This window comes from Flavobacterium anhuiense (assembly GCF_004151235.1).
Taxonomy (GTDB): domain Bacteria; phylum Bacteroidota; class Bacteroidia; order Flavobacteriales; family Flavobacteriaceae; genus Flavobacterium; species Flavobacterium anhuiense_A.
On sequence record NZ_JUIV01000009.1, the window covers coordinates 43809 to 61188 of the forward strand.

The window sequence follows — 17380 nt, forward strand, 5'->3', positions numbered from 1 at the left end:
TTTCCTTTGTAAAAAAATATATAAACCATGAAAACAAAAATCATTTTAAGCACATTCCTGATGCTTACTTTTTGGTGTAACGCCCAAACCACAGATCCAGCTTTAAAAGAGGTAAAAAAAATTATTGAAGCCAGTAACAAAACGTTCTCCGACTTTACCAACAAGAACGATGGTTCTATTATTGCAAGATATACGGACGATGCTTGTCTATTTCCGCCAAATGGAGAGCCAAAATGCGGAGCAAAACAAATTGATTCTTTTTTTAGAGGCGGACCTCAAGTGCATGTTATATTCACAATTCAGCATCTTTACGGAGACGCAAAAACAGCCGTTACTGAAGAAAGTTTTTATGAAATGACTGATATGAATGGCAAAAAACTAGATGACGGAAAAGTAATCGTGATCTGGAAGAAAACCAAAGACGGCTGGAAAATGCATCGTGATATGTTTAGCAGCAATCATCCTGCAAAACAAGGCTAAAAACCAATGTTGACAGCCTGCTGTAAATCGGTATCGTTTTTAAGTAGCGAATTTCTGGATGCAGATGGCGTAATGCCAGTAAACTTCTTAAATTCTTTAATAAAATGAGCTTGGTCATAATAGCCATTATCGTAAGCTATAGTAGTCAATGATTCTGTCGTGTTGAGTACTAAATCCAGACTTTTATTAAATCGGACAACAGAAGTAAAAGCCGCAGGACTTATGCCAATATTAGACAGATACAGTTTTTGGATATACCTTTCTGACAAACCTGAATTTCGGGCAAGGAAAGGTAAGTCCAATTGCTGATGATGTCGAAAAAGCTCCTGACTCAGATTCTGAACTATTGAAACCTTTTTCAGCCGAGTTTCATTTTTCTTTAATTTTTGCAGAAAATACGTTTCTAAAACGCTTATTTTAGACAATAAATCGTCCTTTTCCATAATCTGGTCATACAAATCCCTGTTTTCTCCCAAAGCAACATCATACATATCCGTAGCATAATTGGTAAATTCTGATAAAGGATCAGAGAAAAATAGTGTGCTCGCATGCGGATAAATTCTTGCAATGAGTACAGATGTTCCTTTTGCTACAGAAAGACGCGTTGGAAGCGTAAGATGCCCCAGTAATTCTATTGCAGGAGTATCTTTTTGTTTACCATTGATAATGGTAGCGGCAAATCCTCCAGAAATATTTACAATCAAATCGACATATCCGCTTGGATAAAATACTTCGTTGTCGAGATCTTTTTCGATGGTAACAACAGTATAATTTTTTATAAACGGCGCTAAACTGGCGGACGGTAAAATCTGCATATTGTTTTTTGTTGTAATTTGAAAGTAAATTAACTGATTTATAGCAAGTTCTAAATTAGCAATAAATGCAATATAAACGAATTAAAATTTTGCAGATGTTCTTGATTCAAAAGCATATTCCGTAGGAATATCTGATCGGTAGAAAAAAAATGGTGTTATCACGAATAGTGTCCTGTAGGGACATCTGTTTTGTTGCAAATGATATGTATACCGATTAATCAAACGTTCCTACGGAACGTAAATTCACAATCCGAATTCAATTCTACCGATCAAACATTCCTACGGAATGAAAAAAAACTGTATCAAAGTATAATACAGAGATTTACATTTATTATGAAAACTGTTTTTTTATAGTTTTTCGTACCAATTTAAAATATAATCGGCTACACTTTCCCAGCCTGGTTCTCCACAGATAAAATGGCTTTTTCCATCAAATATTTTAAGATCAACTCGTCCTGCATTTTCTTTATATCTACCGGCAATTGTTTCTGTTAAGTTAGACGGAAAAATATGATCGCTGCCACCGCCAATAAAGAGAATAGGTTCATGAGGTTTTTTGAAATTGATATTGGAAAACGAATTCAAAACCAATTCTCGGCTTACTTTATAACTTTCTGGCACTGCAAATTTCTCAAAAGCAATGCTTCTTTGAGATTCTGGTATAGTATTAAAAAAAGCATAATCGTACCATTTTCGGCTTCCCATAAAATACTTTGCAGAAGAGAAAAAGCCAAAGGCAGGAATTACTGTTTTTAAAGTTTGAAATGGCGGAAAAACATTTTTTGGAGGCGCTCCGTCAATGCTTACGCCAGCGGCTGCTTTGCCAAGTTCTACCAATTTCAATACTGCCATACCAGCCATAGAATGTCCAATAACCAAAGGCTTTTCGGGTAAAGTATCTATTAATTTGCTGATGTTATTTACAATATCTATAAATCCGGTTTTTATGAGATCTGGGTGAACTTTAGTTCTCAATTCGGCAGGATTTCCATCATGGCCAGGATTTGCTGGAGTGTAAACCGTATATCCTTTTTCTTCATAATACTTTTTCCATTCCTCCCAAGTTTTGTCATTGACAAAATTTCCGTGTATTAATACAATTGTTTTTGATTTTGACATGATTTTTTTATTTGATTAATGTTAGAATTTCTTTGAAGGTTTCTCGTCTAGAGTCTTTTACCAATTCATAAAGACACATTTCAATATTGGTTAGTGCTGCTCCTTTTTGCTGCAGTTTTTGTAAAGCGATTAAAATGCTTTCTTTTGATCGGGAAGAAATGCAATCGGTCACAATTTCGACTTCAAAACCATTAGATAATAATCCCATAGCGGTTTGATAAACACAAATATGAGCTTCTATGCCACAAACCAGCCATTGTTTTCTTCCCGAATCGAAAACTGCCTGCTTAAATATTTCATTATCAAGAGCATTGAAGGAATATTTTTCAATGGGTTTCTGATGAATTAATAGCTTTTCCAATTCGGGAATTGTAGAGCCAAGTCCTTTTGGATTTTGTTCTGCCCAAATTATCGGAATTGAAAGTATTTGACAGCCACGAATTAGTTTTTCCAGATTTACAGCAAGTTTTTCGCTGTTATGTACAATTCGGGCAAGTTTTCCTTGCACATCAATTACAATCAATCCAGTTTTTTCTTGTTCAAGCATCGCAGCTAGAATTCAGAAATAGAATGATTAATGGCAATATTGATTTTTTCATAGTAAATAGTTTTTAAGGGTTAACTTTCCTAGAAAACCAATTTATATGCCATGCCAATTTAATCCTTAATAATTAGGTTTTTTGTGCTTTTTGCTTGATTTTAAGTGCTATATATCGCTAAACAAATTTAGATTAGTGAGATTTCGCTAGACAAAAATGAGATTCTTTTTTTACTATTCTCTTTTTTCATGGATTGGAAATTCCTTTGAAAATTCAATTTTAAGAATCGTTCCGTTGTTGTTTTCCATAGAAAAAGCAGCATCCAAATCGTCGCTTAAACCTTTTATCAAGCTTAATCCAAATGAATTGATTTTCTTATTGCTGATATTAGCATCAAAACCAACTCCGTTATCTGCAATGGTAAGCAGATATTTGTTTTCGGATGTAGCCTGTAAAGTGATATAAATCATTCCAGTACCATTGTCTGGAAAAGCATATTTTATGGAATTTGTAATCGATTCGTTTAAAATAAGTCCAAGCGGCACAGCTTGTGCAACGTCCAATTCTAATGGATCAATTTTTAACTCAAAACGGATTCTTTGACCAAGCGAAAAAGATTCTCTTAAATACTCGACCAATTCTTTGATATAATTCGGCATATTGATAGTCGAAATATTCTCTGAGTTGTATAATTTCTGATGAATTAATGACATGGAATGAATACGGTGCTGACTGTTTTTAATAGCTGACAACGCCATATCATTTTCGAGATAAGCCGATTGTGAGTTTAGAAGACTTATTACAGTTTGAAGATTGTTTTTTACACGATGATGAATTTCTTTTAAAAGCCATTCTTTTTCATCGAGCAAATGCCTCAAATTGATGTTTTTCTGGTTGATTTCCTTTTCTTTTAATTCCAGTTCAGCATTATTTTTCTGTTTCAGACGATATCTGTTGTATAATAAGGCAATGATAAGAACCAATAAAACCAAACTCGATATAGAGACTGTATTTAATAATTTTGATTTTTTTAAGGCTGTTTCCTGTAAACTAGTTTCTTGATTTAAAGATTTGATTTTCTGTTCTTTATTTACTGTTTCGTATTGAAATCTAAGTTCTTCAATCTGCTTGTTTTTAGCATAATCTAAAACAGAATCGCTCATTTTCTTATACGATTTATGATGCTCTAAAGCCGATTTAAAATTGCCATTCAACGAATCTAATTTATATAAGGACATTTGCAGCGCTTCAGAATTGTAGTTCTGGCTGTATTTTTTTGAAAGGACATCAATCTTATCGATATATAATTTTGTTTTCTGGAGGTTTTTTCGATTCGCATAAAATAAAGCAATAGACGAATAGGTGTTGCAGACATCTCTATAGGTTTGTTGAGAATCTAAACCATCAGCAGCTTCTCCAGCTTTTATAAAATACTTTTCGGCTGTGCCATAATTTTTGATTCGCCAGTAACAATTGGCATAACCATAATTCATAAGCATATTATCAAATTTATTTGGAGGAGGATAATGGCTCGTAATAGAATTCATGTATTCTATGGCTTCTTTGTTTTTTCCTTTCATAGACAAAGATGCTGTCGCTGTCATAAAACTTTTGTACCAACTGCCGCTGCTAAAAATGTTTTGTCCGTATCTAATGCTTTTTTCAGAAACTTTTATGGCTTCGTCTGTATGGCCCATTTGCAAATACACCAATCCTAAGCGCATATAAAAAATATCGGCAAAAGTATAATCTTTTGTACGCTCCATCCTTTCTACACTCTTTAAAGCATAATAAAGAGCACTTTTAATATTGAATTGTATACCTTCTATATAAGCAATTGTAGTTTCAATGTATTGTTGCTGCCTGAAGCCAATTTTTCGCATATCGGCAGCATTTTGATATAAGATTTTCTTGGCATCGTTTATTTTTCCGTGCCAGAAATAGATGGTGCATATCCTTGCTTTTGTAATTATTCTTTTTTCTTCAAAGCCTAGAGTTTTGTATAAAGATTCGGCTTCTTTGAGGATTTTTTCTTTTTCGGGATCTAAATCGTATTGATTGGTTGCCTGATAGAATAAAGCATCTGCCAGGGCGGCTTTGTCGTTTTGTTTTCGGCACTCATTTACGACTTGCGAAAAGCATTTTTTACTTTCAGGATAATTGTTGATCTGGAAATAAAACTTTCCTAAAAGCATCAAACTCTGATGTTGCCATTTTTGAATTTTTAACTGATTGCTGATTTTTACTGCCTCTGTTATATAAAAATTAGCATTTTTGATATCATCTGGTTTTGTAAAAGGTTTAAACAAATAAAAGATTCCCAATTGCAGCGCCAGTTTTACTTTGTTTACACTTTTTGATTTGAGAAAAAGCTTTTTAGCGGCATCAATATTGCCTTTTTCAATTAGATCATTTCCAATTAGATAGGAACCATCGTTGAAACCCTCATCATACGCTAAAGAAACTGGCAGTTTGTAGGCTTTGCAGGTCAAAACTACGGCGCTGTCGGCATCTATTGATCCTTGATTTGAATTATATAAATAAGAAGAACAGGTCTGTATCAGCAAACGCTTCTTTTTTAAATCATATCCTGCTGTTGCAGGATGATTTTGCGCTTCCAAATTAAATGTAATAAAGAATAGCAAACAAAAAGAGTAGAGGAGCTTCATAGATCTAAGCGATTAAATTTAGTAAGTGTTTAATTAACAAATATAAAGAGAAACAATTCAGTTGTGATTGCAAAATAACGCGAAAATTATGGTAAAATGTGATTTTTATTTAACTAAATTTGGAGACGCTTAATTTTAATTGTGATAATTAACTATTTTTGTATCAATGAATTAAGTGTAATATAAGAAAAATTTAATCACTTATGAAAAAGTCTGCCGATAACAGATATGAAGCTGCAGTTTCAGCATTAAAAAAAAGAGTTTTAATTGTTGAAGATCAGTTTATAGAAGCACACGATTTACAGCTAATTCTTGAAAAAGCCAATTATGAAGTGACAGGAATTGCAAGATCGGTTGAGCAGGCTTTGGAACAGATTGAGATTGAAAAACCAGATTTGGTCTTTTTGGATATTATGCTCAAAGGCAATCGAGATGGGATTGAGCTGGCACACATTCTTAAAGAAAAATATATCGGGTTTATATTTATTTCTGCCAATTCTAGTAAAAGTATATTAGATCAGGCAAAAACCACTCAACCTTACGGATTTATTGTAAAACCGTTTCGAGATCAAGATGTTCTAACGACTTTAGAAATAGCCTTTTATCGCCAGCAGTATAGCTTAGAAAGTCAGTTGCGACAACAGTTTCAGCTTCAGGCAGCAATAACAGAAATTATAAATTCAAACGTAAAGAAAGAAGAGGCGTTATTGGCATTTGCAAAAGCGGTTCAGACTTTTATTCCGTTTGATTATTTAGAAACTGGTTTTATTTCCGACCATTATGATAATCTTGGAATTGTCCGCAGGAATCTAGATCAATACCAAATTATCAATTTGCAGAAACTTTCCCAGATAGTTGTACTGTCTGAAAAGGAAATAAATGAAACTTACAGAAAATCAAAAATAGACAAAGAGCCTATTATTTATACTGAAGAAGCCCTAATAAACAATCTTCAGGAAGCGCCAATTAAAGCATTATTGACACATAACTTTGGAATAAAATCGTATCTGGTCTTTCCGATTTCGGTTGCTTCAATCCAAAACTATCATTTTACGTTTTACAGCCGTAATCTAAATGTGTATTCTCAGGAGCATTTACGAGTTTTAAGTTCACTAGAACCTGTTTTCTGTCAATTTATTGCTAAAATTTATTCGAAAGAAGATTTAAATCTGCCTTCTAAAAAAGCTGAAATCAAAAATAGTAAAGTTATTGCCGCAGAAGGCTTTGAAGGAATTATTGGAAATAGTTCGCAAATGAATGCTGTTTTTAATTACATCCGAAAAGTGGCGCCTTCAGATACTTCTGTTTTGGTTTTAGGCGAAAGCGGTACAGGAAAAGAAAAAATTGCGCAAAGTATTCACGCTTTATCTCCAAGGAAAGACAAACCTCTAGTCATTATCAATTGTGGAGCGATTCCAGAAAATCTTGCCGAATCATTGCTTTTTGGCCATGAAAAAGGAGCTTTTACAGGCGCTTTGGACAGACGTATCGGCAAATTTGAATTGGCTGACGGCGGAACTATTTTTTTAGATGAAATAGGAGAGATGTCGCTTGAGCTGCAAGTAAAACTGTTGCGTGTTTTGCAGGAAAGAGAAATTGAGCGCATTGGTGGGACTTCGCCAATGAAAATAGATGTGAGGATTATTGCGGCAACCAATAAAAATCTTGAAGAAGAGGTTTCTGCGGGCAGATTTAGAATGGATTTGTATTATCGTTTGCATGTTTTTCCGATTATGGTTCCGCCATTAAAAAAGAGAAAAGAAGATATTCCAGATCTTGCCAACCATTTTATAACGATTTACAGTGAGAAAATGGGCAGAAAAGCGCCAGTTCTTTCCGATTTTGCCTCGCAGCAGATTATGAATTACAATTGGCCAGGAAATATCAGAGAACTTGAACATGTTATGCAGCGCTCTATTTTGCTGACTGAAGGAAATACAATTAAAGAAATCGAACTTTCTATGTCACCAAAAATGCATCCTGAACAGCCATCCGAATCATTTTCGATAAAAACAATATTAGAAAACGAAAGAGATTACATTCTTTATATCCTTAAAAAATGCAACGGAAAAATTTCTGGAGCTGGAGGTGCAGCCGAAATTTTAGATATTCATCCGTCTACTTTAAATTCTAAGATTAAAAAGCTGGAAATAAAGAAAGGGATCATTTAGCGCAAATATTGATTCTGTTTTTTTAGTCACATTTTAAAATATAGCCCGTGGTTTCAAACACGGGAACACAAAAAATACCGCAATTTGTTAAGTGATTTTGATTAGCCAGTTTGCTATAAACTCAGCAATAGTTTCCCAGTTTTCTAGATTTATGCCAAGATGATTTAAATCGTAAAATTCTTTATAGCAAGTTATAGAATGCATGTTTTTGTATTTTTTAAAGTTTAAATAATTTAAAGAAACAGGAGTAAAAGCATCTTCTGACCCCGATATAAACAAAAGCGGATTGTGTTTCTTTTTGAAATCGATTTTGCCCGATTTAGAATAAATATTGCGCATTATTAACTTAGATTCGGGGATTAATAATGTCTCGTATTTTTCTTTTTGCTGTTCAAATGATAATTGATTTGCAAAATAGTGCTGCCATTTTCTGAAAGGCATTAAATAAGTTTTGCTTGTAGAACCGAAAAAATCTGAGGTATCCCAAACTCTTCTATAGAAAGAAAAACTAAAATAAACCAGATTGCCTGGCGGAATAGAATTGATGCAAACTCCAACAGAACCAAGTTCTCTTTGAATAAGCAATTGAGTTAGAAGAGCTCCATAAGAATGGCCTATCAAAATTGGTTTTTCGGGAAGTTTATCAATGATTTCAGTATAATAATCCAGCAAATCAAGTAATTGAATTGATGCAATTTTTGAATTGGGATGCGCGTGTCTTAAATCAACTGCAGATTCATTTTTATGCAGCCAGGGCGGAGCTACAGTTTTATAACCTTTATTTTCAAAAAAAACAATCCATTCTTTCCAGCACACATGGCTGATAAACGCTCCAGTAATAAACATAATTGTTTTTTTGTTAGATAAATACATATTGAAGCTGTTAGGTTAATTTCAGAAAAGGAATGCAATTTGAAAAACAAAAGGAATGCCTCTTTTGTAAAGTATTGATTATAAAAGTATTGTTGGAACAGATGGCGGCAGAAATTATTATATATCGTTAAAAACAAGTTTTGATTCTTGAAATATCATAAGTTCAAATAAAAAAATAGCTCGTAAATCCTTTGTTTTTAAGGTTCTGCGTTTTGGTTTAATCTTTGTCTCCCTCAAAAAAAAAGAATATGGGTTTCAATCTTTAAATTATAATTATGGAAAAAATTTATGACACAGAAACAAGTTTTGCCGAATTAGGCGATCGTACCATTGCTTATCGTTCGTATGGGAAAGGAAAAGCTATAATTTTTGTGAACCGTTTTAGAGGAACACTCGATACTTGGGATCCGCTGTTTGTGGCAAAAATGGCGGAAAAATTCAACGTTATCGTATTTGATTATTCTGGAATTGGTTCTTCTACAGGGAGTCTGGCTCCAGATATTACAGTTGTAGCAAAAGATGTTAAAGATCTAGCTGATTTTTTAAAGCTGGATTCCGTTATTGTTTTGGGATGGTCTTATGGCGGATTGGTGGCGCAGACGGCAACTTTACTATATCCTAATCTGGTGACGCACGCTGTTTTAGTAGGAACAAATCCGCCGGGTAAAAATGAGATTCCGATTGAACAGGCATTTTTTGATGCTGCGTTAAAACCTATAAATGATTTTGAAGATGAAATTGTATTGTTTTTTGAACCAAAATCAGAATCTAGCCAATTGGCAGCAAAAGCTTCGCATGACCGAATTCACAAGAAAATTGATGTAGCAAAAATTCCATCAACGATGGATGTTTTTCAATTGTATTTTGGCGGAGGAGACACTTTTAGAGAAGATCCTCTTAATTTTAGAGAACAGCTCAAGAAAATAAAAACGCCAATCTTGATTATCTCTGGCGATCACGATATCAGTTTTGCAGTAGAAAACTGGTATCCGTATATCAATCAGATGACAAATGCGCAAATGATAGTGTACGCTGCAACTGGTCATGGACCGCATCATCAATATCCTGAACTCACAGCACAGTATATCATTAATTTTGCTGAATACATATAATTTAAGTTCATCAGCAAAACGTAATTATATGTAAAAAGGAATAGTGTCAGCAGCTATTCCTTTTTTTGTATAAAAATTTTAAAGATTTTTTGTTTCGATAATCGACATCATGATATTTCGCTAAAAGCTGTCTTTTAGCGAAATATAACAAAGAAAATACATCATTTATATATCAATTGTACTGTTGATTTTAGGAAGAAACAATTGAAGCGAAGCATTTTTAAACGCATCCAAAGCTTTTTGATGATCCATAATAATGAAACCAAAAGTATCGTAATGAACGCCTAAGATTTTGTTTACTCCCACAAGTTTTGAAGCTTCAATAGCTTCCTCGATTCCCATTGTGAGTCCGTCGCCAATAGGAAAAACAGCAAAGTCAAGTTTGGTAAATTTAGGAATGAGCTGCATGTCTAAAGTCAAAGCTGTATCTCCACTGTAGTAAAAATTTCCATCAGAGGTTGTAAGTACAAAACCACAGGCAATTCCGCCATAAGAACCATCTATAAAACTGCTTGGATGTTGGGCTATGACGCATTTTACGGTTCCGAAATCAAAATTGAATTTACCGCCTGGATTTATGGGATGTGCATTTTCGATTCCGTTTTTCAATAGCCAGTTATAGATTTCAAAGTTTCCGAGAACTTTTGCGCCTGTATTTTTTGCGATTCGTTCAACATCTAAAATATGGTCATAATGCGCATGTGAAATAAAAATATAATCTGCTTTTATAGCGTCAACGTTAACCTCTTTGGCTAATTCGTTTGGCGTAATAAAAGGGTCGAAAAGAAGGTGTTTTCCGTTAGCATAAACTGAAAAACAAGAATGCCCGTAGTACGTGATTTTCATGGTAAATAGTTTTAAATCAGTTAATAATGAAGAATGTTTTTTCAAGAAATATGCCAGTGGAGAAGAATGTTGTAAAAGTAAGCTAAAGCTGGAGGCAATTAAATTGATAGCTCCCGCAAAGCAAAATATTTATGGAAATTCAATTTTACACCAACAAAAAGCTCCAAAGGAGGGACATACAAAATCGTTAAATATCTTTTTCTTGTTTCAAATTCTTTAAAAGCAAGAACGATATGATTTTAAAAAAATTAACAGTCAGTTATTAAATAAAATCTTATCTTTAACTAGATGGTATTTCGGTTTATGCGTTATACTTTTCTGATTGTTGTTTTAGATTAAGCCCCATTTTCACAAACAGCATTTTTAAATAAAATTCGGTCATTCTGATAATTCCGGATTTATTTGAAACAATAAGTTTTTATTTCATTTCTATTTTATCCTGCTGTTTTAGCTAAACAGCAAAGAAGTCGCTGGTTAAAAGTAATTTCAATTTTAAGAATATTATATAGATGTACGTAAGACTAAATTTTCTAAAGCCTTTTATTTTGTTTTGTTTTCTGTTGTCCTTTTTGGAGATAAAAGCACAAAGTACTTCTCTTGAAGAATGCTTTTCTATAGCCAAACAAAATAATATTACTATAAAACAAGCTCGATCTGCATTATTAACAGGAGAATATAATCTACAGGCTGAAAAGAAAGGGTATCTTCCTAAGGTGGATCTTTTGTCTAGTTATTCTTATTTGGGCAATCCCCTTACTATAAACTTGCAGACGGTTAAAGATGGTATTGTAGAGGGTTCATCGCAGCAAAGCGTGAATACTGCCAACGAAATTTATCATGAAATTACAGGTGGCAATTTATCGCAGGCTACTCAGGATCGTATTTATAATGCCTCAAAAAAAGTTATTAGCGGTATTTATCCAGATTACAATCCTAGTTTAAGCAAACAATCTTATTTTATTGCTGGATTGGGAGTTCGTCAGCCAATTTTTTTGGGTAATAAAATAAATTCCAGTATAGATTTGGCCCAATCGGTTGTCAATTCAGCAGGCATTGGAGTGGAGCTTGCAGGAAAAGAAGTCGATTTTTTAATTGCCGTTCAATACATCAGAATATTATATCTCAATTCGCTAATTAAAAAACAGGAACAGATTGTAAATGCTTTAGATAAAAATAAAAATTACGCAGAAGAACTGGTCAAAAATAAAATACTTCCTCCATATCAAAAAAATTGGACCAATGTGGTTTTGATTCAGGCACAAAGCCAGTATAACAATATTAAATTGGAAAAGCAAAATGCTCATCTTGAGTTGAATAAATTGATGGGAATTGATCTTAATGCCGATATAGTGATTTCGGATACTTTAAGATACAATGCCGTTAATCTAGAAAAACCACTAAAAGACTACTGGCTTACAAATCCTATTTATAGAATTGCAAACAATAAGATAACGTATGCAGAAACTGCTGAAAAAATCAGTAAATCGATGGCTTTGCCTAACATTTTTGCTATAGGAAATTACAATTTGTATCAGAAAGATTTACCAGTCACTATTCCTGATTGGTTTGTAGGTCTTGAATTGCAATGGACTTTATACAATGGACAAACGAGCAAAAAAACGATGGCCGCAAAACAGCTTATAGAAGAAGCCAAGTTAGGAGAAGAAAATTCCAGTTTAATGCTCCAAGTGCAGTCTAGAGTTGCAAAAAACAAAATGACTTCTCTTCAAAATGATGTTGATGCCATGGATGCAGCCAGAAAAGAAGCTGCTACAACAAGCAGTTTAATTACCAAGAGAATGAACAATCAGCTGTCATCACCAAAAGATGTGAATGATGCTTTATTGGTGGAAACAGAAATAGAAAAAGGATATTATACAGCTGTTTTAGGGTACTATCTGGCATTAGCTGAATATTTCAATAGTTTAGGAAATCCAAGTCAAATAACGCAATTTATTAAATAGATGAAAGAGATATTTAAAAACTACTGGGCGCTGATCATTCCGATTTTTGTAGTACTAGCGGGACTGATTTTTTTCTTAAAAGACAATAATAAAGAGGATGATAATTTTATAGGAATGGTTGACGCGACAAGTGTTGATGTTGCGGCCGAATTCCCAGGAAGATTAGATTCGTTATTGGTAAAACAGGGCGATACTGTCAAAACAGGACAATTGCTGGCTGTACTTCGATCTAACGAAATAAACGCCATAAAAGCACAGGCATTATCGGCAATTGATGCGGCAAAAGGACAGCAGGAATTGCTTACACAAGGAGCAAGACCAGAGTTGATAGAAGCAACTTCTAAACTCTATCAAATCAGTCAGGAGCAATACAAACTATTTAGTACAACTTATGACCGTATGGAACGTCTCTATAAAGAAGATGTGATATCGGGGCAGGAAAAAGATGTTTTCTATTTTAAGTTTCAAGCTGCGAAAAAGGAAATGGAAACTGCTCAATTAAATCTGCAAATGCTCAAAAATGGCACAAGACCCGAATTGCTAAAAACCGCAAATGCTATTGTAAAACAAGCAGAACAAGCTTATGAATTGACCAAAGCACTTGGCGATAATACAAGAGTGTATGCTCCTGCAGATGGAGTTATTTCTAGTTTGGTAACGCATCAGGGCGAAATTATTTCGATCGGTTATCCGATTATGACGATTGAGAAGAAAAATTCGACTATAATTAAGTTTAATATCAGACAGGATAAATCGAATCTGCTTAGAGTAGGAAGCAAAGTATCGGTTAGAGTTCCTGGCTCCGAGCCAGAAACTTTTGATGCTGTTGTGCACACTATTGCGCCTACGTTGGAGTTTGCCAATTGGGTGCCTTCAAAAGATAAAGGAGAATTTGAACTGAGAACTTTTACTATAGAACTGAAACCTGTTGATCTAGCTCGTATTAAAGGACTACGTTCTGGTATGACTGCTTCTCTAATTCTTCCTTAATGAATTTTATAAAAAACATAATTGTTAGAGAATGGAAACGCATTCTAAGTTTAAAAGTTTTTTACTTAGTCATGCTTGTTGTTCCGGTAGTTTTGTTTTTCTTCTATGCGCTTATTTATCAGAAGCAAGAAGCGAAACATTTAGCATTTGCTATTTGGGATGAAGATCAAAGTGCTGTCAGTCGAGAGCTGATCTTTTTATTGGGACAAAAAGAAGCATTACAAATTACAAGAAGAGTAAGCAGTGAAGCCGAATTAAAAAAACTGGTACAAGAAGGCAAAATACTAGGTGCCGTACATTTTCCTGCCAATTTGCAGAAGAATATCTACAGCAGACATCCGAGTACAGTGACTTTGTATACCAATGCAGCCGCGCTTGTTCCAGCCAAATTGGTTTATAAGGCTGTCGCCGAAGTTATCATTACAGGAAGTACGGGTGTCATTTTGCAGAAGTTTGTTAAGACTGGAATGAAATCAGATCAAGCAATGGCTATTGCCAATCCGATAAGCTTGAATACCTACCAGCTTTATAATCCGACTTATAATTATCAGGAATATTTGGTTCCAGGTTTGATAACAGTAGGAATGCAGATGATTCTTATAATCAGTTCTATGCTGGCTTTAAATTATGAATGGGTTACAGGAACGATGCATCAGCTTTATGATGCTTCAAAGGGGTCTGTTTTTGCTACAATTATTGGAAAAACAATTGCTCATCTTGCCATTAGCTGGATTAATTTTGTCATAATTGTGGGTGTCATTTTTCCTTTTTTTGATATTGGTGTTCCTGCTGCAACAGGCAAGTTTTTTGTAATATATACGATGCTTTCATTAGCCTGTATTGGCATTGGCATGTTTATATCGGCTTTGTTTAAAGATGTGATGCTTTCTGGAGATGTCGCTCTTTTTTATACTTCGCCAGCATTTGTTTTTAGCGGATTTACTTTTCCGAGATGGGCAATGCCTTGGTACGATCAATATTACGCACTTATTATGCCTTATACTGCTTTTTTAGACGGATTTTTCAAGGTGTATTATATGAATTTGCCTTTAAAATATGCTCACGGAGAAGTAGCCAAACTCTTTCTGTTTTGTGCGGTAATGTATCCAACAGCTATGTTGTTGTTTAAACGTCAATTTAATTCGATTAAAGATGAAAAAGAAACCGCAACAATCGCTGATTGATCTTTTTTTGAGGGAAGCTTCGCAAGTGGTAAAAGATCATAGTTTGCTGCTTACGCTTCTTATTGCTCCTTTGCTTTATGCCTTTTTTTATGGAAGCATTTACATTAATAAAGAAGAGTTTGATGTAAAACTGGCCGTTGTAGACGATGATAACTCTAGATTATCTCGTTTGCTGCAGCAAAATATAGACGATTCTCCGATAGTAGAACTCATTCATTTTTCGAATTTGGAACAGGCAAAAGAACAAATGTATCAAGGAAATTGCCAAGGATATTTTTATATTCCAGAAGGAACAGAAGCTAATTTGTTAAGTTTGAAACAAAGCAATGTCGTCTTGGCCATAAACGCTGCAAGGTTTCTGCCGTCAAGTGATCTGTTGTTAAATGTACAGCAAATCTGTCTTACCATTGGAGCAGGAGTGAGGCTTCAATATTATCAGAAAAAAGAAGGCATGAGCACTACTATCGCTATGGAAAATGTAATGCCTGTAAATTTAGATTATCGTCCGTTATTTAATGAAAGATCAAGCTATGGTGCGTTTTTGCTGCCGGGATTGCTTGCTCTTATTTTGCAGCAAACATTATTGATTGGCTTATGCGAAAGCGTTGCAGGCGAGCGTCAGCGTTCTAGATTAAGAGAATGGCTCGGTTCAGGGATTTCTAATGGCATTTGGGGAAAAGGATTATTCTATCTGATTCTTTTTTCTTCGTATGGCTTTTTCTTCTTAAATGTAAATTACAAACTGCTTAATTTACCCATGAGAGGCAACGGACTTGAATTGAGTTTATTGTTGCTTTTGTTCATTGTCACATTAATTCCGATGGCGCAGTTTATAGGTTCTTTGTTTAAATCGCAATTGCTTTGTTTGCAGATGATGGCTTTTTCGACCTATCCGATTTTTTTGATTACAGGATACAGCTGGCCTTTTGAATCGCTTCCGCTAATATTGCAGTGGTTATCTAATCTTTTGCCGACAACGCCTTTTATTGTTTTGTATACAGCTATTGTACAATCGGGTGCGAGTTTATGGGATAATCCGTCTGTTTTATTGCATCTAATACTGCTTTTTGCTTTTTATAGTACAATCTGTTTTGTTCGCTTAAAATATTTGGCAGGTAAAGAATTATGAATTATGAGTTATGAGCTATGAGTTTTTACTACTTTAAACATATTTTTTTGCTTTTAGGGATATATTCACACATTGCGTGTGGTTTCAACCACATGGATACGGATGATATGGATATAAATCTGTTATTAATTTGAATTGGCTCCAGCTTTAGCTGGAGGCTATTCATAAATCAAAGAGTTTTAATTTATTCTTAAATCTGCTCAATCTGCCAAGTCTGCGAGAAACAAATAAAAAAAGCTGGAATAAATCGCATTTTACGATTTGCTCCAGCTTCTTAATTGAGTTAGTTACTTAAATTATTACAATACCACCAAAGGAGAAATTATACCAAGCATAATTCTTCCGCTTGTGGTATTCGATTGTCCCAAATCTGCTTTAGCATAATCACTATAATTGTAGAATCGCTGCACATATGTGGCAAAAAACTTTAAATTGAAGTTTTTTATTGGGTAAAATTCAACAGTCGGAATAATACCATAGGCAGTACGGATTCGGTTCGAGCTTACAGCAGGATCAGGAATATCTTTCCATGAAGCTTTACTTGTCATTCCGATAATCGTAAGTTTCCATTGTTCATTCAGAGAATAAACAGTTCTAAGCCAGTGTTCTACATAATATACATTTTCTGCAGCATGATCTAAAACCGTATCTGGAATAATATTACTAACAACTCCTGTTCGATCTAAATCTTCGCTGCTCCATTTGAAATCATATTGAAAAAGCCATTTTTTGCTTCGAAATTGATTTCCTAATGCTGTATAATACATATTTACCGGTCGTCCATTTTTTGTAGCTTCCTGAAAAATGCTGAAACTATAAATGGTTTTAAATTTTCCGTCTAAAAAACTTCCGTTCCAGTTTCCAACATAAGCTGCAGGAAATTTGGCTTCTTCTACATCGGGAACATTTTGATATAATTCAGAAAAAGTTTTCGTCCTTGAATTTAAAATTTGTCCCGAAAAAACATGATTGGCATTTAGTTTCCAGTTTACCTGAACTCCCGTTAAGAAGTTATCCGAATTATCCACAATATCATTATATTGATAAATATCAATCGGATTCATATCAAACTCATAACCGCCCCAGTTTGCTGTCATTTTACCAATTGCAATGCTGGTTCTTTCAGATATTTTATAACCGATAAAAGCCAAATCTGTAGAACTGCTGATGTTATCGGTAGACTGCGGTTCAGTTTCTTTAGTATATCGGTCTCGAAACCTAAAAAAAACTTTATCCTTATACACTTTTCCTTTTACTTCCAGCCTAAATTGGTTTACTTCAAATTTACTGCCAGTGTAATTTCCGTCATCAAAATAGGTGTTAAAACCCACTTGAGTATTGAAAATCAAATCGACATTATTTAGCAAATCAACTTTGGTTGCTTTTATTAAAGGAGTTTTATGATTTAGGATCGTATCAGTCTGTTTTTCCTGCTGTGCATACGCACCTGCCGAGAGAAAAACGCTCAAAATTATAAAAGTTAAGGCAC

14 protein-coding genes are annotated in these 17380 nt (G+C 34.2%); 7 read left to right on the forward strand and 7 right to left on the reverse strand.

Annotated elements, in window-relative coordinates; translation table 11 throughout:
• Window positions 1-27 precede the first annotated feature (27 nt).
• Window positions 28-480, forward strand: coding sequence for a YybH family protein (locus NU08_RS12570; RefSeq protein WP_242502547.1), 453 nt, complete (start codon window positions 28-30; stop codon window positions 478-480).
• Here NU08_RS12570 and NU08_RS12575 read toward each other — a convergent pair.
• From NU08_RS12575 to NU08_RS12590, 4 genes are all read right to left on the reverse strand, one after another.
• Window positions 477-1295 (reverse strand): helix-turn-helix transcriptional regulator, encoded by an 819-nt coding sequence (locus NU08_RS12575; RefSeq protein ID WP_129747475.1) that lies wholly within the window; start codon window positions 1293-1295, stop codon window positions 477-479. The genes NU08_RS12570 and NU08_RS12575 overlap by 4 nt on opposite strands.
• A gap of 348 nt (window positions 1296-1643) precedes the next feature.
• On the reverse strand, window positions 1644-2414 hold the full coding sequence (locus tag NU08_RS12580) for an alpha/beta hydrolase (RefSeq protein WP_129747477.1): 771 nt from the start codon (window positions 2412-2414) through the stop codon (window positions 1644-1646).
• Window positions 2415-2421: 7 nt separating this feature from the next.
• On the reverse strand, window positions 2422-2961 hold the full coding sequence (locus NU08_RS12585) for a hydrolase (RefSeq protein ID WP_129747479.1): 540 nt from the start codon (window positions 2959-2961) through the stop codon (window positions 2422-2424).
• Between the two features lie 225 nt (window positions 2962-3186).
• Window positions 3187-5622 (reverse strand): sensor histidine kinase, encoded by a 2436-nt coding sequence (locus tag NU08_RS12590; protein WP_129747481.1) that lies wholly within the window; start codon window positions 5620-5622, stop codon window positions 3187-3189.
• 203 nt (window positions 5623-5825) lie between these two features.
• Between NU08_RS12590 and NU08_RS12595 the strand changes: the two genes are divergently transcribed.
• Window positions 5826-7793: a sigma 54-interacting response regulator gene (locus NU08_RS12595; protein WP_129747483.1), complete on the forward strand. Its 1968-nt coding sequence runs from the start codon at window positions 5826-5828 to the stop codon at window positions 7791-7793.
• 87 nt (window positions 7794-7880) lie between these two features.
• On the opposite strand, the gene NU08_RS12600 is transcribed toward NU08_RS12595, so the two are convergent.
• Window positions 7881-8666, reverse strand: a complete 786-nt coding sequence (locus NU08_RS12600) for an alpha/beta fold hydrolase (RefSeq protein ID WP_242502548.1) — start codon at window positions 8664-8666, stop codon at window positions 7881-7883.
• 275 nt (window positions 8667-8941) lie between these two features.
• Between NU08_RS12600 and NU08_RS12605 the strand changes: the two genes are divergently transcribed.
• The gene (locus NU08_RS12605) at window positions 8942-9778 is read left to right on the forward strand and encodes an alpha/beta fold hydrolase (RefSeq protein ID WP_129747485.1); all 837 of its coding nucleotides are present in this window, start codon (window positions 8942-8944) and stop codon (window positions 9776-9778) included.
• 165 nt (window positions 9779-9943) lie between these two features.
• On the opposite strand, the gene NU08_RS12610 is transcribed toward NU08_RS12605, so the two are convergent.
• Window positions 9944-10624 (reverse strand): metal-dependent hydrolase, encoded by a 681-nt coding sequence (locus NU08_RS12610; RefSeq protein ID WP_129747487.1) that lies wholly within the window; start codon window positions 10622-10624, stop codon window positions 9944-9946.
• Between the two features lie 509 nt (window positions 10625-11133).
• On the opposite strand from NU08_RS12610, the gene NU08_RS12615 reads away from it, so the two are divergent.
• From NU08_RS12615 to NU08_RS12630, 4 genes are read left to right on the forward strand one after another with little or no spacing between them, the layout of a single operon-like run.
• Window positions 11134-12588 (forward strand): TolC family protein, encoded by a 1455-nt coding sequence (locus NU08_RS12615; protein WP_129747489.1) that lies wholly within the window; start codon window positions 11134-11136, stop codon window positions 12586-12588.
• Window positions 12589-13578, forward strand: a complete 990-nt coding sequence (locus NU08_RS12620; protein WP_129747491.1) for an HlyD family secretion protein — start codon at window positions 12589-12591, stop codon at window positions 13576-13578. It begins immediately after the preceding gene.
• Window positions 13578-14762 carry an ABC transporter permease gene (locus NU08_RS12625; protein ID WP_129747493.1) on the forward strand — a complete coding sequence of 395 codons (1185 nt, stop codon included), beginning with the start codon at window positions 13578-13580 and terminating at the stop codon, window positions 14760-14762. The genes NU08_RS12620 and NU08_RS12625 overlap by 1 nt, the downstream gene beginning before the upstream one ends.
• Window positions 14731-15891, forward strand: coding sequence for an ABC transporter permease (locus NU08_RS12630; RefSeq protein WP_129747495.1), 1161 nt, complete (start codon window positions 14731-14733; stop codon window positions 15889-15891). Before NU08_RS12625 ends, NU08_RS12630 begins: the two co-directional genes overlap by 32 nt.
• Window positions 15892-16190: 299 nt before the next feature.
• Here NU08_RS12630 and NU08_RS12635 read toward each other — a convergent pair whose 3' ends face one another.
• Entirely contained in the window at window positions 16191-17360 is a 1170-nt protein-coding gene (locus NU08_RS12635) for a porin (RefSeq protein WP_242502549.1), read from the reverse strand.
• Window positions 17361-17380: the final 20 nt, after the last annotated feature.

Excerpts from the sequence above, each read along its gene's own strand:
- NU08_RS12575 (WP_129747475.1), bottom strand. The coding sequence starts at position 1,295 with ATGCAGATTTTACCGTCCGCCAGTTTAGCGCCGTTTATAAAAAATTAT.
- NU08_RS12590 (WP_129747481.1), bottom strand. The coding sequence starts at position 5,622 with ATGAAGCTCCTCTACTCTTTTTGTTTGCTATTCTTTATTACATTTAAT.
- NU08_RS12595 (WP_129747483.1), top strand. The coding sequence starts at position 5,826 with ATGAAAAAGTCTGCCGATAACAGATATGAAGCTGCAGTTTCAGCATTA.
- NU08_RS12600 (WP_242502548.1), bottom strand. The coding sequence starts at position 8,666 with ATGTATTTATCTAACAAAAAAACAATTATGTTTATTACTGGAGCGTTT.
- NU08_RS12625 (WP_129747493.1), top strand. The coding sequence starts at position 13,578 with ATGAATTTTATAAAAAACATAATTGTTAGAGAATGGAAACGCATTCTA.
- NU08_RS12570 (WP_242502547.1), top strand. The coding sequence starts at position 28 with ATGAAAACAAAAATCATTTTAAGCACATTCCTGATGCTTACTTTTTGG.
- NU08_RS12610 (WP_129747487.1), bottom strand. The coding sequence starts at position 10,624 with ATGAAAATCACGTACTACGGGCATTCTTGTTTTTCAGTTTATGCTAAC.
- NU08_RS12615 (WP_129747489.1), top strand. The coding sequence starts at position 11,134 with ATGTACGTAAGACTAAATTTTCTAAAGCCTTTTATTTTGTTTTGTTTT.
- NU08_RS12580 (WP_129747477.1), bottom strand. The coding sequence starts at position 2,414 with ATGTCAAAATCAAAAACAATTGTATTAATACACGGAAATTTTGTCAAT.
- NU08_RS12620 (WP_129747491.1), top strand. The coding sequence starts at position 12,589 with ATGAAAGAGATATTTAAAAACTACTGGGCGCTGATCATTCCGATTTTT.
- NU08_RS12605 (WP_129747485.1), top strand. The coding sequence starts at position 8,942 with ATGGAAAAAATTTATGACACAGAAACAAGTTTTGCCGAATTAGGCGAT.
- NU08_RS12630 (WP_129747495.1), top strand. The coding sequence starts at position 14,731 with ATGAAAAAGAAACCGCAACAATCGCTGATTGATCTTTTTTTGAGGGAA.
- NU08_RS12585 (WP_129747479.1), bottom strand. The coding sequence starts at position 2,961 with ATGCTTGAACAAGAAAAAACTGGATTGATTGTAATTGATGTGCAAGGA.